The 20,806-nt window shown below is 70.6% G+C and carries 20 protein-coding genes; 9 read left to right on the top strand and 11 right to left on the bottom strand.

Annotated features, from left to right (window positions below; translation table 11 throughout):
- Positions 1-28: 28 nt before the first annotated feature.
- On the top strand, positions 29-670 hold the full coding sequence (locus ACQPXB_RS47040; RefSeq protein WP_366584036.1) for a DedA family protein: 642 nt from the start codon (positions 29-31) through the stop codon (positions 668-670).
- On the opposite strand, the gene ACQPXB_RS47035 is transcribed toward ACQPXB_RS47040, so the two are convergent.
- Positions 667-1,239 carry a TetR/AcrR family transcriptional regulator gene (locus ACQPXB_RS47035; protein WP_432848522.1) on the bottom strand — a complete coding sequence of 191 codons (573 nt, stop codon included), beginning with the start codon at positions 1,237-1,239 and terminating at the stop codon, positions 667-669. The two genes, ACQPXB_RS47040 and ACQPXB_RS47035, sit on opposite strands and share 4 nt — an antisense overlap.
- Positions 1,240-1,329: 90 nt before the next feature.
- On the opposite strand from ACQPXB_RS47035, the gene ACQPXB_RS47030 reads away from it, so the two are divergent.
- Positions 1,330-2,478 (top strand): YbfB/YjiJ family MFS transporter, encoded by a 1,149-nt coding sequence (locus ACQPXB_RS47030; protein ID WP_432848520.1) that lies wholly within the window; start codon positions 1,330-1,332, stop codon positions 2,476-2,478.
- Here ACQPXB_RS47030 and ACQPXB_RS47025 read toward each other — a convergent pair.
- Entirely contained in the window at positions 2,461-3,369 is a 909-nt protein-coding gene (locus ACQPXB_RS47025; RefSeq protein WP_432848518.1) for an EamA family transporter, read from the bottom strand. The two genes, ACQPXB_RS47030 and ACQPXB_RS47025, sit on opposite strands and share 18 nt — an antisense overlap.
- An 86-nt stretch (positions 3,370-3,455) precedes the next feature.
- Between ACQPXB_RS47025 and ACQPXB_RS47020 the strand changes: the two genes are divergently transcribed.
- Positions 3,456-4,361, top strand: a complete 906-nt coding sequence (locus ACQPXB_RS47020) for a LysR family transcriptional regulator (RefSeq protein WP_432857139.1) — start codon at positions 3,456-3,458, stop codon at positions 4,359-4,361.
- Positions 4,362-4,390: 29 nt separating this feature from the next.
- Here the strand turns inward: ACQPXB_RS47020 and ACQPXB_RS47015 are convergent, their stop codons facing one another.
- Complete coding sequence (locus tag ACQPXB_RS47015) at positions 4,391-4,939, bottom strand: DedA family protein (protein ID WP_285971814.1); 549 nt, start codon at positions 4,937-4,939, stop codon at positions 4,391-4,393.
- Between the two features lie 129 nt (positions 4,940-5,068).
- Between ACQPXB_RS47015 and ACQPXB_RS47010 the strand changes: the two genes are divergently transcribed.
- Entirely contained in the window at positions 5,069-5,968 is a 900-nt protein-coding gene (locus tag ACQPXB_RS47010; RefSeq protein ID WP_432848517.1) for an SDR family oxidoreductase, read from the top strand.
- Here the strand turns inward: ACQPXB_RS47010 and ACQPXB_RS47005 are convergent.
- Together ACQPXB_RS47005 and leuA are read right to left on the bottom strand one after the other, a co-directional pair.
- Entirely contained in the window at positions 5,959-6,930 is a 972-nt protein-coding gene (locus tag ACQPXB_RS47005) for a helix-turn-helix transcriptional regulator (RefSeq protein WP_432848515.1), read from the bottom strand. The genes ACQPXB_RS47010 and ACQPXB_RS47005 overlap by 10 nt on opposite strands.
- 7 nt (positions 6,931-6,937) lie before the next feature.
- A complete protein-coding gene (gene leuA / locus ACQPXB_RS47000; RefSeq protein WP_366584029.1) occupies positions 6,938-8,725 on the bottom strand; it encodes a 2-isopropylmalate synthase in 1,788 nt (595 codons plus the stop codon).
- 244 nt (positions 8,726-8,969) lie between these two features.
- Here leuA and ACQPXB_RS46995 point away from each other — a divergent pair, with 244 nt between their 5' ends.
- Positions 8,970-9,350, top strand: coding sequence for a hypothetical protein (locus tag ACQPXB_RS46995; protein ID WP_366584028.1), 381 nt, complete (start codon positions 8,970-8,972; stop codon positions 9,348-9,350).
- A gap of 52 nt (positions 9,351-9,402) precedes the next feature.
- On the opposite strand, the gene ACQPXB_RS46990 is transcribed toward ACQPXB_RS46995, so the two are convergent.
- Both ACQPXB_RS46990 and ACQPXB_RS46985 read right to left on the bottom strand, forming a co-directional pair.
- The gene (locus tag ACQPXB_RS46990) at positions 9,403-10,080 is read right to left on the bottom strand and encodes a hypothetical protein (RefSeq protein WP_432848513.1); all 678 of its coding nucleotides are present in this window, start codon (positions 10,078-10,080) and stop codon (positions 9,403-9,405) included.
- A 117-nt stretch (positions 10,081-10,197) separates the two neighbouring features.
- Positions 10,198-10,794, bottom strand: coding sequence for a nitroreductase family protein (locus tag ACQPXB_RS46985; protein WP_432848511.1), 597 nt, complete (start codon positions 10,792-10,794; stop codon positions 10,198-10,200).
- Between the two features lie 234 nt (positions 10,795-11,028).
- On the opposite strand from ACQPXB_RS46985, the gene ACQPXB_RS46980 reads away from it, so the two are divergent.
- A complete protein-coding gene (locus ACQPXB_RS46980; protein ID WP_366584025.1) occupies positions 11,029-12,294 on the top strand; it encodes an aspartate kinase in 1,266 nt (421 codons plus the stop codon).
- Positions 12,294-13,334 (top strand): aspartate-semialdehyde dehydrogenase, encoded by a 1,041-nt coding sequence (locus ACQPXB_RS46975; protein ID WP_366584024.1) that lies wholly within the window; start codon positions 12,294-12,296, stop codon positions 13,332-13,334. Before ACQPXB_RS46980 ends, ACQPXB_RS46975 begins: the two co-directional genes overlap by 1 nt.
- Before the next feature lie 51 nt (positions 13,335-13,385).
- On the opposite strand, the gene ACQPXB_RS46970 is transcribed toward ACQPXB_RS46975, so the two are convergent.
- From ACQPXB_RS46970 to ACQPXB_RS46955, 4 genes are all read right to left on the bottom strand, one after another.
- Positions 13,386-14,609, bottom strand: coding sequence for a hypothetical protein (locus ACQPXB_RS46970; protein WP_432848509.1), 1,224 nt, complete (start codon positions 14,607-14,609; stop codon positions 13,386-13,388).
- Positions 14,610-14,666: 57 nt separating this feature from the next.
- Positions 14,667-15,803: a DUF4034 domain-containing protein gene (locus ACQPXB_RS46965; RefSeq protein ID WP_432848507.1), complete on the bottom strand. Its 1,137-nt coding sequence runs from the start codon at positions 15,801-15,803 to the stop codon at positions 14,667-14,669.
- Positions 15,804-15,819: 16 nt separating this feature from the next.
- Positions 15,820-17,286, bottom strand: a complete 1,467-nt coding sequence (locus ACQPXB_RS46960; RefSeq protein WP_432848505.1) for a M48 family metallopeptidase — start codon at positions 17,284-17,286, stop codon at positions 15,820-15,822.
- 189 nt (positions 17,287-17,475) lie between these two features.
- Entirely contained in the window at positions 17,476-18,939 is a 1,464-nt protein-coding gene (locus ACQPXB_RS46955) for a M48 family metalloprotease (protein ID WP_432848503.1), read from the bottom strand.
- A 174-nt stretch (positions 18,940-19,113) separates the two neighbouring features.
- Here ACQPXB_RS46955 and ACQPXB_RS46950 point away from each other — a divergent pair, with 174 nt between their 5' ends.
- On the top strand, positions 19,114-20,304 hold the full coding sequence (locus ACQPXB_RS46950; protein ID WP_366584019.1) for an RtcB family protein: 1,191 nt from the start codon (positions 19,114-19,116) through the stop codon (positions 20,302-20,304).
- 50 nt (positions 20,305-20,354) lie between these two features.
- Positions 20,355-20,732 (top strand): hypothetical protein, encoded by a 378-nt coding sequence (locus ACQPXB_RS46945; protein ID WP_432848501.1) that lies wholly within the window; start codon positions 20,355-20,357, stop codon positions 20,730-20,732.
- The last annotated feature ends 74 nt before the right edge of the window (positions 20,733-20,806 follow it).

Raw genomic sequence — 20,806 nt, 5'->3', positions numbered from 1 at the left:
AACCGGCAAGCCGCAGGGGGTAGGGGCAGTGAACATCGACCACGTGCTGGAGGCGATCCCTCCGCTGTCGGTCTACCTCCTGGTGGGGCTCGTCGTGATGGTCGAGAGCCTCGGCATCCCGCTGCCCGGCGAGATCGTGCTCGTGAGTGCCGCGCTGCTCGCGTCTTCGCACAGCGGTCTCAACCCGCTGTGGATCGGCGTCCTGGCCAGCGCGGGCGCCATCATCGGCGACAGCATCGGGTACCTGATCGGCCGCAAGGGCGGGAAACGCCTCTTCGACTGGGCCGGCCGGAAGTTCCCCAAACACTTCGGTCCACAGCACATCGCGAACGCGGAACGGATGTTCCACAAACGCGGCATGTGGGCCGTGTTCTTCGGCCGCTTCGTCGCCGTGCTGCGCATCCTCGCCGGCCCGCTCGCGGGGTCGCTGAACATGCACTACCCGCGTTTCCTCATCGCCAACGCGCTCGGCGGCATCGTCTGGGCCGGCGGCACCACCGCGTTGATCTACTACCTCGGTGTGGTCGCGGACAAGTGGCTCAAGGGCTTCCAGTGGGCGGGCCTCGGCGCGGCGGTGGTGATCGGCGTGGTCGTGACGCTGGTCCTGAAGCGGCGCATGTCGCGCAACCACGAGGCCCAGGCCGAGCAGAAGGACGACGCGGTCGCCTAGTTCTCCGGCGGTGAGATCAGCGTCGCCGCGAGCCGCTTCGCCGTGTGGAACGGCCGGGAGGCCTGGGTGACCACGGACGTGACGGCGGCACCCTCCAGCAACAGCATCAGCTCGTCGGCCAGGGTTTCGGCGTGCTCCGCCCTGATGCGGTGGAGCTGCGTCAGCAGGTAGCCGTGCAGCGCCGTCTTGTGGTGACGGACGACTTCGCGCACCGGGTCGGCCGGGTCGGGGAACTCCGAGGTGGCGTTGAGGAAGCCGCAGCCGCGGTAGCCGTCGCGGGAGAGCCAGGCTTCGTAGGCGTCGAACACCGCCGGCACCCGCTGCGCCGGATCCGTGTGCGCGGCCGTGATGCGGTCGATCTCCTCCTGCCACTGCCGGTCCCGTTCCCGCAGGTAGGCGACCACGAGCCGGCTCTTCGACCCGAAGTTGCCGTAGAGCGCGGCCTTCGTCACGCCGGCCTCGGCCGCCACGGTGTCGACGCCCACGGCGTGGATGCCGTCGCGGTAGAACAACGTCGACGCCGCCTTGAGCACTTTGGCTCCCGCGTCGCCGGGCCGGGTCCGGCTCACGTCTCCTCCAGACTGTTCAGTCTCTGCTTTGACCAGTCCAGACTCTAGCATCGGTTGACAACAGACAGACCTGTCTGTTTGGTTGCGCTGATGGTCAGTGAGCAGACAACCGCACGGTGGTGGTCCACCGCCGCGGTCGGCGCCGGCGTGATCGCGCTCTGCTACGGCTTCGCGCGTTATGCCTACGGGCTGTTCGTGCCCCGGTTCGGCGAGACGTTCGGGCTCACGACCGTCGGCGTCGGCGTGCTGGGCGGACTGTCCACCGCGGGTTACGGCGTCGGGCTCCTGTTGTCCCTGCGCACGGCCACGCGATCCGCGCGCGGCACCGTGCTGCTGGCCGGGGCGTTGGCGGCGGTGGGGCTCGGACTGATGGCGGCCGCGCCGAACGTGGGCGTGTTCGGCGCCGGGATCGTGCTCGCGGGCGCCAGCGCGGGTCTGGTCTCGCCCGGTGTCGCGCAGCTGATCGGGGAAACGGTCGGGGCGCGCCACCGGGTCCGGGCCCAGACCTGGGCCAACACCGGGACCGGGCTCGGGCTGGCCGCGTCGGCGTTCACGCCGTTGCTGGCCTTCGGCTGGCCCTCGATCTGGGCCGGCTTCGCCGTGCTCGCCGCGGCGATGACGGTGCTGGCCTGGCGGACGTTGCCGCGAACGCCCGCAGCCGCCGCCGAGATTCCCGTGCCGGTCCACGGCCTGGTCCCGCTCGTGGTCAACTCCGTCCTCATCGGGGTGACGAGCGCGCCGTACTGGACGTTCTCCAGCTCCCGCCTCACCGCGTCGGGATTGAGCCCGACGGCGGCGACCTGGTGCTGGTTCACCATCGGCGTGGCCGGGCTGCTCGGCGGCCTGGCCGGGCGGGCCGCCGAACGCGTCGGGCTGCGGACCGCCAACCTGGTCACGTGGACGCTGGCGGCGGCCGGCCTCGCCCTCCTGGCCCTGCCTACGCCGGGTCTCGCCGGCGCACTCGTCTCCAGTGCGTTGTTCGGCAGCACCTACATGGCGCTGACCGGGCTGTGCATCCTGTGGGCCGCCCGGCTGTTCCCCACGCGCCCGGCGCGGGGCGTGACCTGGTCGTTCGTCGGCCTCGGCGTCGGCCAGACCGCCGCGTCGCCGCTGGCCGGTGCGGCGGCGTCCGGGATCGGCCTGGCGGCGGTGTTCGGGCTGGCCGGGCTGGTGGCGCTCGTCGCGTGGAGCCAGCTCGACGCGCGCCTCGCCCCGCCGGGCTCAGGTCCCCGCGGGTAGCAGGTCTTCGTCGGGCAGCCCGACGGGTTTGCGCCGCAGGCTTCCCAGCAGCACCCCGCCGATCACCACGGCCGCTGCGACGATCTCGAGCACGGTGGGCACCTCGTCGAGCACGAAGTACGACGCCGTGAGCCCGACCACCGGCACGAGCAGCGAGAACGGCGCGACGACGCCGGCGGGATGGTGCTTCATCAGCGTCGTCCAGATGCCGGAGCCGACGACGGTGCCGAACACGATCACGTACGCCATGCCCGCGACGCCGATCAGGCCGGTGGTGGTGCCGAGTGTCGTGAGCGAGTGCCAGCCGGCCGCCGGGCCCTCGAAGACGAACGACAGTGCCAGCATCGGCAGCGGCGGCACCACGGACATCCACAGCATGAGGTGCAGCGGGTTGTCGGGCGTCGCGCGGCGCACCGCGAGGTTGCCGAACGCCCAGCTCAGCGCGGCCAGCAGCGTCAGGATCACCGGCAGCAGCGCGGCGTGGGACGACTGCTGCCACGCGATCGCCGTCATGCCGGCGACGGCCAGCAGGATGCCGGTGAGCTGGCGCCCGGACACGCGTTCGCGCAGGAGCACGGCGCCGAGCAGCACGGTGAACGGCGCGGACGCCTGCAGCACCAGCGAAGCCAGGCCCGTCGGCATGCCGAGATCCATGGCGACGAACAGGAACGCGAACTGGCCCGTGCCGAACCCGAGGCCGTAGCCGAGCAGGTAGCGCAGCTTCACCTTGGGCCACGGCACGAACAGGATCGTCGGGATCGCGATCAGCGCGAACCGCAGCGCGCCGGCGAACATCGGCGGGAACTGGCCCAGCGCGGCGTGGATGGCGAGGAAGTTGCAGCCCCACAGCACGGCGACGAGCACGGCGAGGAGACGGTCACGTGCGGGCATGACCTCCACTGTGCAGCCGCGGACCGTGAAGGACCAGCGAGAAAAACTGCACTGACCCTGTAGCCGTGCTTCACATCGTGGACATCGTGGACCTCGGAAGACTCCGGACATTGCGGGAGTTCGCGGACCGCGGCAGCGTGACGGCCGCGGCGAGGGCGCTGCACTGCACCCCTTCGGCGGTGTCGCAGCAGCTGCGTGCGCTTCAGTCGGAGGTCGGCCTGCCGCTGACCGAGCCGGACGGCCGCGGCCTGCGGCTCACCGACGCCGGCCGGGCGCTCGTCGCGCGTGCGGACGAGGTGCTGGCAGCGCTGGATCGCGCGGAATCCGAGCTCGACACGTACCGAAGTGCGCCGCGCGGGCGGGTGCGGATCGCGATCTTCCAGTCGGCGGGGCTGATGCTGCTGCCGGGGCTCCTCGCGCGCGTCGCGGAGTTCGACGGTCTGGAGGTGGACGTGCGTGATGTCGACATGACGCCTTCGGATGTTCCGGCGCTGGTCGCGGACTACGACGTGGTCGTGACGCACCGGGACGAGCACGCCGGCGAGTTCACCTCCGACCGGCTCGAGGTGGTGCCGCTGCTGCGGGAGCCGTTGGACGTCGCGTTGCCGGCGGGGCACGCGCTGGCGCGGCGGCGCCGGGTGGACCTCGCGGATCTCGCCGACGAACGCTGGATCTCCGTGGACCACGGGTGCCCGGTCGACGACGTGCTGCGGTCGCTGACGGTGCGCACGGGGGTGCGGCCGCAGATCGTCCAGCGCATCAACGATTTCCGCATCACCGAACGGCTCGTCGCGGCGGGGCACGGCATCGCGTTGCTGCCGCGCTACACGATGGACACGCGGCGGGGCAGTGGTCTGGTCGGCCGTCCGCTGGCCGGGATCCGCGCCGCGCGGCTGGTCGAGGTGGTGTGCCGGCGGGGTGCGTTGTCGCGGCCCGCGGTGGCGACGGTGATCGCCCAGCTGCGCGCGGAAGTGGCGGCGTTGACGGGTTAGCTCCGGGCGGAAGTGGCAGCGTTGACGGGTTAGCTCCGGGCTCCGCGGCGGACGCCGAACGTGATCGCCACGCCCAGCAGTGTCGCGACGCCGAAGGAGAGCAGCATGCTGACCACCGGTTCGTCGATGAGCTCGCCGCCGGCGTAGCCGAGGAAGGCGACGTACGACGTCCACAGCGTGATGCCGATCGCCGAGGCGCTGAAGAACTCGCCCATGGGCCAGCGCAGCGAGCCGGCCAGCAGTGCGCCGACCGTGCCGCCCGAGGGCAGCCAGCGGGCCAGCACCAGGATCGGGCGCGGGTGGCGCTGGAGGCGGCCGTCGAGCCAGGCCAGGCCGGCGGCCATCTTGCGGCGCCGGCTGAGCCGTTCCAGCACGCGGGCGCCGCCGAAGCGGCCCAGCGCGTAGAGGGCCTGGTCGCCCACCAGGCACCCGGCGGTGGCGACGGCGATCACCACGGCCAGCGACGTCCCGCCTTGCGCGGCCGCGATGCCCATGCCGAGGATCGTCACCTCGGTGGGCAGCAGGGGCACCAGCGAGACGACGAACAGCACCACGAGCCCTGCCGTCGTTGCGTCCACACTCCCATTAACCGTCGTGCGCGGGCGGATGAGTCCCGTTCACCGAGTACTCACAGCAAGGCACAGGCGGCACACAGCTTGGGTTAACCATGACAGCGGGTGTCATGGTTAACCGCGACGGTGGTCCGCATGAACCTTTCGGGAAAGATCGCCCTCGTCGCGGGCGGCACGCGCGGTGCGAGCCGCGCGATCGCCGTTGAGCTGGGACGGGCGGGGGCCTTCGTTTACGTGACCGGCCGGACGTCGGGCTCCGCTCGGTCCGAAGTGGACCGTCCGGAGACGATCGAGGACACGGTGGCTCTGGTCGCGGCGGCGGGCGGCCAGGCCGAGGCCGTTCGCGTCGACCACCTGGTGCCCGCCGAGGTCGCGGCCCTGGCCTCTCGTCTGGACCACCTCGACATCCTCGTCAACGGCCTTTGGGGCGGCGACCGCCACCTGGAATGGGGCAAACCCGTCTGGGAACACTCCCTGGACGCGGGCCTGCGCATGATCCGCCTGGCGATCGACGCGCACCTCATCACGAGCCACCACCTGCTGCCGTTGATGATCGACCGCCCGGGCGGCCTGGTGGTGGAGCTGACGGACGGCACCGCGTCGTACAACGCGCGGTATCGGGAGGGGACGTCGCTGCCGTTCTACCTGGCGAAGTCCTCGGCCCACCCGCTGGCCATCGGCGAGGCGGCCGAGCTGGCCCCGTTCGGCTGCACGGCCGTCGCGTTCACCCCGGGCTGGCTCCGCTCGGAAGCGATGCTGGAGGCGTACGGCGTCACGGAGTCCAACTGGCACCACGCGGAGGCCAAGGTGCCGCACTTCGCCATCTCGGAATCCCCGACGTTCTGCGGCCGCACCATCGCGGCCCTCGCCGCCGACCCGGACCGCGCTCGGTGGTCCGGCCAGACGGTGAGCAGCGGCCAGCTCGCCCAGGCCTACTCGATCGACGACGTGGACGGCAGCCGCCCGGACGCGTGGCGCTACCTGGTGGAAGTGGCGGACGCCGGCAAACCGGCGGATGTGACTGGCTACCGCTGAGCGTTGCGAGCGGCGAGTTCGGTGCCGATGTCGGCCAGGGCCGCCCTCAATTCCGGTGGGTCGAGGACTTCGATGCCGGGGCTGAGAGCCACCAGTTGGCCGAGCGCCATTTCGCCGCCCTCCAGCGCGAGTTCCGCCAGCGCCCAGCCGTCGGAGTCCGGGTCGGTCAGGGAGAGGACGGTATCGGCGAGGTGTTCGCCGCCGAAGACGCGGCGGAGTTCGCGGACGGCGAGGCGGTTCAGGCGGGCCCGTACGCGCACGGGGCGGGAGACCTGTTCGAAGGTTGCGGAGGAAGTGCGCCACCAGGTCGGGAGGTCGAAATCGGCTGGACGGTCGAAGGTCTCGGCGAGTTCCTCGGCGGTGAGGATCCGGGAGACGCGATACGTGCGGTAGGTGTTCTCGATCCGCGCCACCAGGTACCAGACGCCCGCCTTCAACACGAGCCCCAACGGCTCCAGCGCTCGCTCCGCCACGCCGTCGCGCCGCTGGTAGGAAATCGCGAGCCGGCGTTGGGTCCAGACCGCGCGCGAGACGGTCGCAAGACAAGCAGGCTGGTCAGCGCCGCCGAACCACCCCGGTGCGTCGAGGTGAAACCGCCCGGCCACCAACGCCGCGTGGTCGCGCAGTTCCGTCGGCATCCCCGCCGAGATCTTCGCCCGGGCGGCGCTGCCGGCGGTGTCCAGCCCCAGCCCCGCCAAGGCTTCCGGTGCCCCCAAAGCGAACAGCGCCACGGCTTCCCGCGCGGTCAGTCCGTCGAGCCCGGCCCGCCAGCCGTCGACCAGGCGGTAGCCGCCGTGCCGCCCCCGTTCTGTCCACAGTGGAACGCCGGAGTCGCGTAAAGCCGCCAGATCGCGGTGCATCGTCCGCTCGGACACGCCCAGTTCGGCGGCGAGCTCGGAGGCGGTCGCGCTGCGGCGGCGCTGCAGGGTGAACAGCAGCGCGACCAGCCTCTCAGCTTTCAAGACAACGTCAGCGGTTCGCCCGGTTGACCGCGCTCACCACTGCGCGCAGCGACGACGTCACGATCGACGGGTCGATGCCCACGCCCCAGAACACGCGGTCGGAGATCGCGCACTCGATGTACGACGCGGCGCGCGAGTCGTCGCCCGGGGTCAGGGTGTGTTCGCTGTAGTCCAGGAGCCGCAGGTCGAAGCCGACGGTGGACAAGGCGTCGAAGAAGGCCGCGATGGGGCCGTTGCCGCGGCCGGTGATGTCGTGCTCGTCGCCGTCGACGGTCACCGTGGCTTCGATGTCGTACTCGCCGCCGCCGTTGTCGGTCACGCGCTGGCGCACCAGCTCCAGCGGGGTGCGCGGCTCGAGGTACTCCTTCGAGAACGCGTTCCACATCGTGGCCGGGTCGACCTCGCCGCCCTCGGTGTCGGTGTAGGCCTGGACCACCTTGGAGAACTCGATCTGCAGGCGCCGCGGCAGGTCGAGCTGGTGCTCGGCCTTCATGATGTAGGCGACGCCGCCCTTGCCCGACTGCGAGTTCACGCGGATCACGGCCTCGTACGTGCGGCCGACGTCCTTCGGGTCGATCGGCAGGTACGGGACCTCCCACGGGTAGTCGTCCACGGGCACGCCGGCCTTGTCGGCCGCGTCCTTCAGCGCGTCGAGACCCTTGTTGATCGCGTCCTGGTGGCTGCCGGAGAACGCGGTGAACACCAGGTCGCCGCCCCACGGCGTGCGCTCGCCCACGGGCAGCTGGTTGCAGTACTCGACGGTGCGCTTGATCTCGTCGATGTCCGAGAAGTCGATCTGCGGGTCGATGCCCTGGCTGAACAGGTTCATGCCCAGCGCGACGAGGTCGACGTTGCCGGTGCGCTCACCGTTGCCGAACAGGCAGCCCTCGATGCGGTCCGCGCCGGCCTGGTAACCCAGCTCGGCGGCGGCGATGCCGGTGCCGCGGTCGTTGTGCGGGTGCAGCGACAGGATCACCGAGTCGCGGCGCTCCAGGTTGCGGCTCATCCACTCGATCGAGTCGGCGTAGACGTTCGGCGTCGCCATCTCGACGGTCGCCGGCAGGTTCAGGATCACCGGCTTCTCCGGCGTCGGCTGCCAGATCTCGGTGACGGCGTTGCAGACCTCGAGCGCGTACGACAGCTCGGTTCCGGTGTAGGACTCGGGCGAGTACTGGAAGCGGAAGTCCGTGTCCGGCTGCTTCGCGGCCAGCTCGAGGACCATTTCCGCGCCCTGCGTCGCGATCTTCTTGATGCCCTCGCGCTCCTCGCGGAACACCACGCGGCGCTGCAGGATCGAGGTCGAGTTGTAGATGTGCACGATCGCGCGCGGCGCGCCCTCGAGCGACTTGAACGTGCGCTCGATCAGCTCCGGACGGCACTGCGTCAGCACCTGGATGCTCACGTCGTCCGGGATCGCGCCCTCGTCGATGATCTCGCGGACGAAGTCGAAGTCGGTCTGCGACGCGGCGGGGAACCCGACCTCGATCTCCTTGTAGCCCATGCGTACGAGCAGGTCGAAGAACTTGCGCTTGCGCGCCGGCGACATCGGGTCGATCAGGGCCTGGTTGCCGTCACGCAGGTCCACCGCGCACCACAGCGGCGCCCGCTCGATGCGCTTCGAGGGCCAGGTGCGGTCGGGCAGGTCGATGTTCTCGATCAGCTCGTACCAGGGCTTGTAGCGGTGGACGGGCATCGAAGTGCCGCGTTGGGGGTTCCACCGGGGCTGGTCCGCGGGCGCCGGGCGCGAGGGCGTGCGGACGCGGGAGGTATTCGTACGGGGGTCGTTCGTGGCCATGGGTGAAGACGTCTCCTGACGAGGTGGGTGCATACGACCGGCACCACAAAGCCCCGCGACGAGGAGCCGGTCTGGTCAGGCCCCGTCGCGGCAGCGAAGCAGGAGAGCACGCGCCACGAGGTCACCTTAACCACGGAACGCGGCCGTTGTGAAGTCACCTCCGCGATCGAACTGTTACGTCCGGTGCCCGTCGGGTGTTACCAGCGGGTAGCGGGCGGGGGTGTGACGTGTCAGACTGCCGGGCATGGGCGAGCACGCCGAACAGACACCTGAGGCGGAGACCGAGCCGCGGCCGAAGCGTGCCGAGATCGACTGGCGACGCACCCGTGAGCAGGCGTTTTCCTTCCTCGCCACGCTCGTGCGGTGGGTCGGGCTGATCTTCGCCGCGATCCTCGTGCTGCACGTGATCTTCACCGTCGGCGAGGCCAATCCGGACAACGGAATCGTCTCGTTCGTCCGGAGCTGGGCCGACGGCCTCTCGATCGGCTTCAAGGACCTCTTCACCCCGAGTGACGCGAAACTCAGGGTGCTGGTCAACTACGGCATCGCGGCGATCTTCTGGCTCGTGGTGTCCGGGATCGTCGCGAAGATCCTCCGCCGCATCGGCGGCGGGCTCTCTTCCTGACCGCGGTCACGGGCCGTTCCCGCCGTGGCGCGAACGGCCCGTTCGCGCCGGGTCAGCTCTGCCAGGTGATCGGCTTGCTGCCGTAGTCCGTCCCGGGCGCCTGGTCGTTGTAGTCGCCCTCGTCGTACGACGCGCCGGTCACCGTCGTGCCGGCCTGCGCCACCGCGAGCACGCAGCTTTCGTACGTGGCGCCCTTCGTGGTGAAGTCCTTGCCCGCGTCGCCGCTGTCGCACTTGTCGAACGTGCCGATGACCGACACCCCCTGCGCTTCGGAGCCGTCCGGGAGCAGGGCGTTCATCAGCCCGAGCGAGCTGTAGGAGAAGTCCGTGCCGCTCTCGTTCGAGACGGTGACGCGCACGTAGTACGGCGTCATGCCCTTCGCCTTGTCGCCCAGGTCGAGGGGCGCGAGGTCGGCCTCGGCGCCCTTGTCGATGGACTTCACCGTGACGCCGATCGAGCCCGTCTTGCCCTCCGACTTGAACGGCACGATCGCCTTCTCGCCGAGCTTCAGCTTGGTGCCCTGCTGCGTGAAACCGCCGGCCGACGACGAGTTCTGCTGCGCGCTCGGCGGCGCTTCCGTGCTCGCCTCGGTCGCGCTGGTGCTCTGGCTCTGCTGCTGCGCCGGGGCACCGCCCGCGGCCGAAGGCGTGCCGTTCGTCTGACCCGCACAGCCGGCCAGCGCCAGTACCGCCGCGGAGACCCCCAGGACCGCCAGCACACGACTACGCATGATCGTTCTCTCCTCGTGTCCACCCAGTGTGTTGCCGGCTTCGATGCGGTGCCCCGATCAGCGGTTCCCCGATCGAGCGGCATTACTTAGCGGTGCGAAGCGAATGCGATCAGTGCGTCAGTCACCCAACGCCGGCGTGCCCCATTCCCCGCTGAACGCGAACTCGCTCAGCGGAATGCGCTGGCGCGGCTTGAGCTCCCGCTCGATGCGCCGCTCGTCCTCCAGCACCTCGGCCTCGGCGGCGTGGCCCACGGCGATGGCCACGCGCGGCACGGCGCCGTCGGGCAGGCCGAACGACGAGCGGACCGCGTCGGCGGAGAAGCCCGCCATCTGGTGCGCGATCAGGCCGAGCTCCACGGCCTGGAGCACCAGGTTCTCGGTCGCCAGGCCGAGCCCGTACTCCGCGTACGGGACGTCGCCCTTCTCGTTGGTGGTCATCATCACGCCGACGAGCAGCACGCCCGCGCGGAAGGCCCACGCCTGGTTGCCGCTGTTCAACGCGGCCAGGATCCGGGCGAACGTGGGGTCGCCGCGCCGTCCCACGAGGTAGCGCGCGGGCTGGGTGTTGCCGAAGGACGGCGCCCAGCGCGCGGCCTCCAGCAAGGTGGTCAGTTCCTGCGGGGACACCTCGGCGGTCGCGTCGAAGGCGCGGGGGCTCCAGCGCTCGGCGACGGCCGGGATCACGGGGACGCTCGTCTCGGCGGGTTTGCGCACGTCCCGCACCGTAGTACGGCGGGAGTGCTCTCCATCACTCCGGAGGAAGGGCTTCGAACATTTCGGTGGTGTTAAGGAAGATTTACTTCCGACACACCCTCGATCGGTGTGCGCCGCCACTCGATTGAGTGGCGAGCGCGGTCGGCCCCGGTAGAGTTTCGCCCAAGTGAAGGGACGCGGGGGCTCCTCGGTGCCCACCAGGAGCAGACCCGGCCCGTCAAGGAGGTTCGGGCTGTGGCCCTCGTGGTCCAGAAGTACGGCGGATCGTCGCTGGAAAGTGCCGACCGGATCAAGCGCGTCGCCGAACGCATCGTCGCCACCAAGAAGGCGGGCAACGACGTCGTGGTGGTGTGCTCGGCGATGGGTGACACCACCGACGAGCTGCTCGACCTGGCGCAGCAGGTGAACCCCGCGCCGCCGGAGCGGGAGATGGACATGCTGCTCACGGCCGGTGAGCGCATCTCGAACGCACTGGTCGCCATGGCGATTTCCGCGCACGGCGCCGAGGCGTGGTCGTTCACCGGTTCGCAGGCGGGTGTCGTCACGACGTCGGTGCACGGCAACGCGCGCATCATCGACGTGACGCCGAGCCGCGTCACGGAGGCGCTCGAGCAGGGCTACATCGCGCTCGTGGCCGGGTTCCAGGGCGTTTCCCAGGACACCAAGGACATCACGACGCTCGGCCGCGGTGGTTCGGACACCACCGCCGTCGCGCTCGCCGCGGCGCTGGGCGCCGACGTGTGCGAGATCTATTCCGATGTGGACGGTGTGTACTCCGCCGACCCGCGGATCGTGCCGGACGCGCGGAAACTCGACACGATCCCGTACGAGGAGATGCTGGAGCTCGCCGCGAGCGGTTCGAAGATCCTGCACCTGCGTTCGGTCGAGTACGCGCGCCGCTACGGCGTGCCGATCCGAGTCCGCTCTTCCTACAGCGACAAGCCGGGCACCACCGTGACCGGGTCAATCGAGGAGATCCCCGTGGAACAAGCGCTGATCACCGGTGTGGCACACGACCGTTCGGAGGCCAAGATCACGGTCACCGGCGTGCCGGACCACGCCGGCGCGGCCGCCCGGATCTTCCGCGTGATCGCCGACGCGGAGATCGACATCGACATGGTGCTACAGAACGTGTCCAGCACCGTTTCGGGTCGCACCGACATCACGTTCACGCTGTCGAAGGCCAACGGCGCGAAGGCTGTGCAGGAGCTCGAGAAGGTCAAGGGCGAGATCGGCTTCGAGACCGTGCTCTACGACGACCACGTCGGCAAGGTCTCGCTCGTCGGCGCGGGGATGCGCTCGCACCCCGGTGTCACGGCGACGTTCTGCGAGGCGCTCGCGCAGTCGGGCGTCAACATCGAAATCATCAACACCTCGGAGATCCGCATCTCGGTGCTGATCCGCGACGCGCAGCTCGACGACGCCGTGCGCGCGATCCACGAGGCGTTCGAGCTCGGCGGCGACGAGGAAGCCGTCGTCTACGCGGGGAGTGGTCGCTGATGGGCAACGGTCTGCGCGTCGGGGTGGTCGGGGCGACCGGCCAGGTCGGCGGTGTGATGCGGAAGCTGCTGGCGGAGCGTGGTTTCCCGGTGGACGAGATGCGGTACTTCGCGTCGTCCCGGTCAGCGGGAACGAAACTTCCGTGGCAGGGCGAGGAGATCACGGTCGAGGACACCGCCACGGCGGATCCGTCCGGTTTGGACATCGCCCTGTTCTCGGCGGGCGGCGCGACTTCGCGTGAGCAGTCGCCGCGCTTCTCCGCCGCGGGCGTGACGGTGATCGACAACTCGTCGGCCTTCCGCCGCGACCCGGACGTGCCGCTGGTCGTCAGCGAGGTCAACCCAGAGGCCATCAAGGAGGCGCGCAAGGGGATCATCGCGAACCCCAACTGCACCACCATGGCGGCCATGCCGGTGCTCAAGCCGCTGCACGACGAGGCCGGCCTGCTGCGCCTGATCACGAGCACATACCAGGCCGTGTCCGGCAGTGGCCTTGCCGGCGTCGACGAGCTGGCCGCCCAGGTCAACGCCGTCGCCTCCCGCGCCGCTGCCCTGACCCACGACGGTTCCGCCGTGGACTTCCCGGCTCCGGCCAAGTACGTGGCGCCCATCGCGTTCAACGTGCTGCCGATGGCCGGCTCCGTCGTCGACGACGGCTCGTTCGAGACGGACGAGGAACAGAAGCTGCGCAACGAAAGCCGCAAGATTTTGGGCCTGCCGGAGCTGCTCGTGTCCGGCACGTGCGTCCGCGTCCCGGTGTTCTCCGGCCACGCGCTGTCGATCAACGTGGAGTTCGCGCAGCCCATCTCGGTGGAGCGGGCCACGGAGCTGCTCTCGGTGGCGCCCGGCGTGCAGCTCTCGGACGTCCCCACGCCGCTGCAGGCCGCGGGCAAGGACCCGAGCTTCGTCGGCCGCATCCGCTCCGACCCGGGTGTGCCGGACGGCCGTGGGCTGGCCCTGTTCGTGGCGACCGACAACCTGCGCAAGGGCGCGGCGTTGAACGCGGTGCAGATCGCGGAGCTGGTGGCCGGCAACCGCTGATCTTCTTACATCGAGCACAGGGCCGTCTTCCTCCGGGAAGGCGGCCCTGTCTCATCCGGCCGAGATCGGCTGCCGGACCGGCCGGAAGTCCGGCGACACTCCCGAAACCACGAGCAGTGTCCGCAGCGGCAAGACCTGCGGCTTCAGCGCTGCCGCTTCGTCGAGCGCGCTCGTGATCGCTTCCGCACCGGGATCGTCCATCACCAGCTCGGGCGGGCCGGGCCACGCCATGCGCCAGCGCACGACACCCACGTCCGCCAGGGCCGCCGTGACCACGAGGGCCAGGCGATGGCGGACCGAGGCCACGACGTCCGAAGCGCCGGGCTCGGCGAGGAACGCGAGCTCACCCGCGGCCAGCCGGTCGAGCGCGGCCCCGAGGGTGAGGCCGCCGAGGACTTCGAGGGCCGAGCTCGTCACCTCGTGCCGCTGGGACAGGTCGGCGAGCGTGTCCCAGTCGGCGCGCGGCATGGCGCGCTGCTCCTCGGAGAGCAGCTGCGCGAAGGCGTGGTCGAGCGTCTCGTCGCGGGCGAGCAGGGCGCTGGCCCGGGGCTCGTCGCCGAGGGGGAGCTGGGCGTCGAGCAACTGCCGGAAGCCGGCCATCGGCCGCGCCGGCAGGAACCCCGCGCGCAGGCCGAGCGCGGCGTAGCGGACGAGGAACAGCTCCCAGAGCTCTTCGATCACCTCGCGTTCCCACCGCACGTCCGCCGGATCCGGCGTGGCCAGGGCTCGTTCGGCGACCCGCAGGTAGTACGCGGTGAAGGCCCTTACCGCGGGCCGGGCCGGTGCGATCCAGCGCGGTGTGTGGGCCAGGGTGTCGCGCACCCGCGGGAGGAACCGCGCACCCCACGCGATCGCCGGCCGGAAGCGCACGTCCTGGCCGAGCGCGCGCCGCACCAACGCGCTGAGCTGCTCCGGGTTCACCGCGGCGAGCAACGGGACCCCGACGACCAGCCGGCGGCGCGACACGAGCCGCACCGCGACGCCGGCGTCGAGCCGGACGGACGTCGGCGCCTCGACGCCGACGTCGTCCGCCGCGGAGTGCACCAGCTCCCACAACCGGGTCGATGCGGGCGTGAGCCGGATGGCCGGTGTGGGTTCGGGGCGGGAGCACAGCGCGGCCACGAGCGTCGCGAGCCCGGGCGCCACGACGAGCAGGGCCAGTGCCGCGGGCGACATCGCCACGCACAGCACGACCTCGCCCACGACGAACCCGCCGACGAGGAGGACCACCGCCAGCCAGAACGCGACCAGCAGCCCCACGGCACGCAGCGCCATCCGGACCTCCTCGCTCGGTCGTGTCGGATATCGCTCGCCGCGAGGACAACGTTTCCGTCAGTCCACTGTGGACTTCGCTTTTTCCGCGAGGTGGCACGCGAGGTACCGGATCTTGCGGAACTCGACGACCGGTCCCTTCCTGCTGTACGCCCACAAGTTGGCGTCCGCGTGCACGCCGAGCTCCCGGAACTGTTCCACGGCCTCCTCGCCGCGCCCGAGCTCCACCAGCGCCCGCGCAGCGTACGCCCGGCTCGTCGCCGTGCCCGGCGCGTCGCGGCCCTCGCCGTCGAGCCAGGGCAGCAGCCGGTCGACGGCCGGCGCGACCAGCGGGTTCCGCCACGCGCCCTCGACCCCGCGGTACTCCGCTTCGTGCGCCGCGACCAGCGGCAGCCACGCCAGCTTCGGGTGCTTCGCCGCGCCTTCCTCGGCGAACGCCCACATCAGCTCGTGCGACCCGAACCACTTCTCGCACCAGTACTGCAGCGCGGACCCGTACGCGGGCAGGTTCAGCGGGTCGCGGGTGACCACTTCCTGCCACACCTCGCGGAACGCGTCGTTGTCGTACTGCCGGCCGCGGGCGACCGCCAGCATCGTCACCCACGGCGTGGGGTCTTCGGGCGCCAGCGCCGCCGCTTCGTCGACCGCGGGCACGGCGGACTCGAGGATGGCGAAGAACTTCTGGAACTGCTCGCGGCTCACATGCTCGGCCCCCAGCCCGCTGCGGACCTGCCAGGCCAGCTGCACGAGACTCTCGGCGTTGACGGCGGCGGCGCCTGCGTCGTCCGGCTGCTCGCTCCGCCAGTGTTCGAGCCCGATCTCGTCGTTCGCCACGACCTCACCGAGGTGGCGGACGAGGACCGTCCGCCGGTCCCAGTCGGTGCCGATCTCGGAGAGCAGCCGCGCCGCCGGCTGCCAGCCGCCGGTCACCAACGCCTGCTGGGCCTCGTCGATCTCGCGGTCGCGGATGAAGTCGGCGCGCGTGACCTCGCTGTCCGGCGGCAGGCCGAACTTCGTCACGTCCGGCATCTCGACCTTCGGCGCCTTCTTGTCCGGCGCGACATACCGCGCCAGGTCTTCGCGGCTGAGCGAGGCGGTGAACTCCGCGACGCTCATCCCGCGTTCCCGGGCGGCCTTGGCCAGCGCGAACGCCGTCTTCCGGCGTCTCGAGTTGAACAGCAGGCCTACGAGTCCCATGGTGGAAGGCTTCCTCTCAGGAAAGAACGGGTTCGGTTACGGCGAGCAGCGTCCGCAGCGCGCCGGTGTCCCCGGCGACGGCGGCGTCGAGCGCCGGGGTGAGCGATTCGGCGTACGGCTCGGTGAGCACCAGCTTCGCCGGCCCGGACCACGACAGCTCCCAGCGCGCGGCCTTCGCGGCGGCGAGCGCCGAGGTGACCACAATGGACAGATTGGCGCGTGCGGAGGCGCCGAGCAGCTCGCGCCGCGCCCGCGGTCCGGCGTTGGGCGGGACCTTGACGTCGGAGTCTGCGACGTCTTCGAGCTTCCCGGCGTCGAGGGCGTCGAGCAGGTCGGTCACCGAGCGGCTGCGGAGGATCTTGTCCGTGGCTTTGCGAAGCTGGTGCCGCATGGAGATGTCGACGAGCGTCTGCCAGTCCGTGCGTTGCTTCGATCGGGCTTCGGCGGACAAGCCTGTGAGCATCGCGGCGTCGAGGACAGTATCGGCGTCGCGGAGGATCCTGGTTGCCGGACGTTCGCCGCCCGGGAGCACCGGCACCTCGGGAGCGGCTTCGAGCACGGCGATGCGTGCGGGCGTCGCGGGGTGGCGGTCGAACGGCGAAACCTTCTGCGGGGGCGGGTTTCGCCGCACCTCGGCGAGCTCCTCGACGCGGTGCTCGTCGGCCAGCAGCTGCCGGAAGCCGTCTGCCAGCCGGTCCGGCAGGTATCCGGCCCGCCAGCCCATCCCCACGTAGGTGTCCAGGTAGAACTGCCAGAGAACCTCGAGCGCTTCGCTCTCGCGCAGCGCGCTCGTCGCCGCGGCGGTGCCCGCGACCCGCGCGGCCGCGGCGTCGGCGGCCAGTTCGTGGTCGCGGCTGACCCGCATGGACACCGTGAAATACAGCTTGGTGTAGCCGTTGAACAGGGGGCGCAGCAACCAGCCGAGCCCATTCGCGTCGGCCAGTCCGTCCACGACCCGGCCGATCGCCTGCCGGCCGCGGTAGGTCACGTCCGCGAAGCGAGTGTCGCGGTTGCTGTAGTGCGCCAGCTCGTGGCCGAGCACGGAGCGCAGCTGATCAATCCGCAGCCCGGCGAACAGCTGCGCGCCGATGAACATCCGTCGGCGCGTGACCCGCAGTCCGAGCCAGCGCGTCTGTTCGTAGACCGACGCGTTGACCTGCGGGATCAGGTAGATCTCGTCGGGCGGCCGGGTGTCGACTGCCTCGGCCAGCTCACGGACCAGCGCCCACAGTTCAGGCTGCGCTTCACGGGTGAGCGGCAGGCCGGAGACTTCGTCGTCGCGGCCGCGCTCGATGGTGAACAGCGCCTGCAGCAGCACGTAGATCGCGGGCACGGCGAAGAAAGCGAGACGAACCCCGATGGACGGCGAGTCGGAAAACGCGTAGATCTCCAGCGCGACGAGGGCGGCAACGATCACCAGCACGAGCACCGGAAATCCGGCCAGCAGGACGACAGCGAGCAACGCTCGCGAAGAGTTCTTCATGGAAAAGCGGAATCCTCCCCCAGTGGCGCTACGAGCGCCGGGCTCGATCATCGTGCCCGATATCGCCGGGAACCTCGATTTCGTTTCGCTCACGAAACGAAGTTCTCCGGGTTACTCCGGCAAATCGTGCTATTCGGACGGTTCGCCGGTTGATCCATTGTGGAGCGGGCGCCGGGTTCGCCGCGGGAATCAAGCCGACGGAACGCGGTTGGGTTCGCTCAGGAGCGCGCGCAGGGCGGCAGAGTCTCCGGCTACGGCGGCATCGATCGCGGGCAAGAGCGTTCCGTTGTACCTCGGGGTCAGCAGGAGCGCGTCCACCTTCGACCACGAGATGGTCCACTGCGCCCCGCCCGCGCCGGCGGCCTGCGACAGGGCCACGAACGACAGCCGGATGCGAGCGGACTCGGTCACGAGCTGCCGGCGAGTCTGTTCGTCCGCGTCGGCCGGAATCGGCAGGTCGGGATCGGCCAGGTCCGCCAACCGCCCGGCATCCAGCGCGTCGAGCACGTCGCTCACCGAACGGTCCCGCAGGACTTTCGCGGCCAGCTCACCGAACTTGTGCCGTGAAGAGACGTCGGCGAGTGTGTCCCAGTCGGTGCGCTGCTTCGTGCGGCCTTCGTCCGACAGATCGGCGAACCACGCCGTGTCGAGGACCGCCTCGGCGTTGCGGAGGAGTTCGCTCGCCGGCCGGTTCTCAGGCCCGGGCCCCGGGATGACACCGGCCGCTTCGAGCACCCTGATGCGCTCGGCCGTGGGCGGGTGGCTGTCGAACGGCGACGGCTTTTCCTCCGGTGGGTTCTGGCTCGGCCGCGCTGTTTCGCTGGCGCGGGTTTCGTCGGTCAGCAGCCGCCGGTACCCCTCGGCGGGCCGGTCGGGCAGGTAACCGGCGTCCCAGCCCATCAGCAGGTACTCGCGGGCGAAAACCAGCCACACGGCGCCGAGTGCCTTGATCTCGCGCAGGGCACTGGTCGCCGCGGCTGTGCCCGCGACCTGCGCGGCCGCGACGTCGGCGGCCAGCTCCTGATCGCGGCTCACCCGCGCCGACACGGCGAAGTACACCCAGCCGTACACGTGGAACATCGGACGCAGCAGCAGGCTGAACCACGACGCCCCGTCGAGTCCACTCAGGACTCGCAGGATCGCCACGCCACCGCGGTAGGTCGCGCCGGCGAACCGGGTGTCGCGGTTGCTGTAGTGCGCGAACTCGTGGCCGAGCACAGCCCGCAGCTCGGTCACGCGCAGGCCCGCGAACAGAGGGGCACCGATCAAGAGCGTGCGCCCCGTGACGCGCAGCCCGAACCAGTGCGTCCGCTCGGACACCGCCGCGTTGGCCCGGTTCATGATCCGGATCTCGTCAGGCGGCGCGGTTCCGACGGCTTCGGCCACTTCGCGGACCAGGGCCCACAATTCGGGTTGGGCCTCTCCGGTGATCGGAAGACCCGGGGCGTCGCCTGCGCGGTCGAAGGTGAACAGTGCCCGCAGCAGCACGTATGTCGCGGGCGCGGCGAAGACGGCGAACTCCAGCCCGTGGGAAAGCCGGTTGCGGAACGCGAACACCTCCACCACGACGATCGCGGCGACGAGCGCCAGCACCAGCAGCGGAAACCCGGCCAGCAAGACGACCGCGAGCAGCGCGCGAAAAGAGTTCTTCATGGACGGACGTTCCTCCCGCGGGGCGCGTCGGGCGCCAGGCCCGTCATCGTGCCCGATATCGCCGGGAGCCACGATTTCGTTTCGCCGGTGAATCCGCCGCGGCGAAAACCCGTGGCGCCGACTCGTCGTCCCGGGGGATGCTCTTCGAAGAATCCCAGCCAGGAAAGGAAAGTCATGTACACGGCGGTAGACGGTGCTCGCGTCCCGATCCGGATGTGGGCCGACCCCACGTCGGTCGAGGAACAGGCCATGCGCCAGCTGCGCAACGTCGCCAATCTGCCCTGGGTGCACGGCGTCGCGGTGATGCCGGACGTCCACTACGGCAAGGGCGCCACCGTGGGCAGCGTGATCGCCATGCGTGACGCGGTGTCGCCGGCGGCGGTGGGCGTCGACATCGGGTGCGGGATGAGCGCGGTGCGCACGTCGCTGACCGCGGCCGACCTGCCCGACGACCTCGGCCGGCTGCGGCGGCGCATCGAGTCGGCGGTGCCGGTGGGCTTCGGGCTGCACAAGACGCCCGTGAACCCCGCGAAGGTCCACGGCGTGGGCGGCTGGGACGCGTTCTGGAAGTCGTTCGGCGACCTCCACGAGGGCGTGCAGGGCCTGCACGACCGCGCGGCGCGCCAGGTCGGGAGCCTCGGCGGCGGGAACCACTTCATCGAGGTCTGCCTGGAACAGGGCGGCGCCGACGAGGGCCGCGTGTGGCTGATGCTGCACTCGGGTTCGCGCAACATCGGCAAGGAGCTCGCGGAGCGGCACATGGCCGTGGCGCGCAAGCTGCCGCACAACGCGGACCTGCCCGACCGCGACCTGGCCGTGTTCGTCGCGGGCACGCCGGAGATGGCGGCCTACCGGCGGGACCTGTTCTGGGCGCAGGACTACGCGGCGCGCAACCGCGCGACGATGGTCGCCCTGATCAAGCTCGCCGTCGCCGAGGTGATCCCGGGGACGACGTTCGACGACGCCATCAGCTGCCACCACAACTACGTCGCCGAGGAGACCTACGACGGCGTCGACCTGCTCGTCACCCGCAAGGGCGCGATCCGGGCCGGCGCGGGTGACCTCGGGATCATCCCGGGCAGCATGGGCACCGGCTCGTACATCGTGCGCGGGCTCGGCAACACGGCGTCGTTCGAGTCGGCTTCGCACGGCGCGGGGCGGCGGATGTCGCGGACGAAGGCGCGCAAGACCTTCACCGCGGCCGACCTCGCGGCCCAGACCGACGGTGTCGAGTGCCGCAAGGACACCGGCGTGGTCGACGAGATCCCGGCGGCCTACAAGGACATCGACGCGGTGATCGAGGCGCAGACCGACCTCGTGGAGGTCGTGGCGCACCTCAAGCAGGTCGTCTGCGTGAAGGGGTGAAGGTGCTCGCGGGGCCGTTCCGGGCCCCGCGATCCCGCTACGCTGGATCCATGACGAGGTGGGGAGCGGTGGTCGCGCTGGCGGCCGCCGGAGCGTTGCTGGCCGGGTGCGACCAGGTCGACTCGGCGGTGGACACGGCCAGCTCGACGGCCGACAAGGTCAGCACCTGCACGCAGGCGCTGGGCCTGGCGGACCTCAACCCGCTGGTCGACCCCGACAAGCTGAAGGCCCGCGCGCAGGACAAGGAACAACGCCTGCGCGCGCTGGCAGCCGACGTGCAGGAGCAGGACGTGAAGAACGCGCTGCTCGGCATGGCCGACTCCTACGTCGAGGTGCAGAAGGAACACATCCAGGACGCCGGCGTGGTCGCCGCGTGGGCCAAGCGGAACGTCGCGAAGCTCGACGCGTTGCGCAAAGCCTGCAGCTGACCCAAGCACCCCAATGTGGCGTTGGGTGCGCTGAACGCACCGAACGCCGCGTTGGGTGCAACGCCGCATTGGGG

The organism is Amycolatopsis sp. CA-161197 (genome assembly GCF_050942255.1).
GTDB lineage: Bacteria > Actinomycetota > Actinomycetes > Mycobacteriales > Pseudonocardiaceae > Amycolatopsis.
This window is presented reverse-complemented; position numbering and strand designations above follow the sequence as displayed.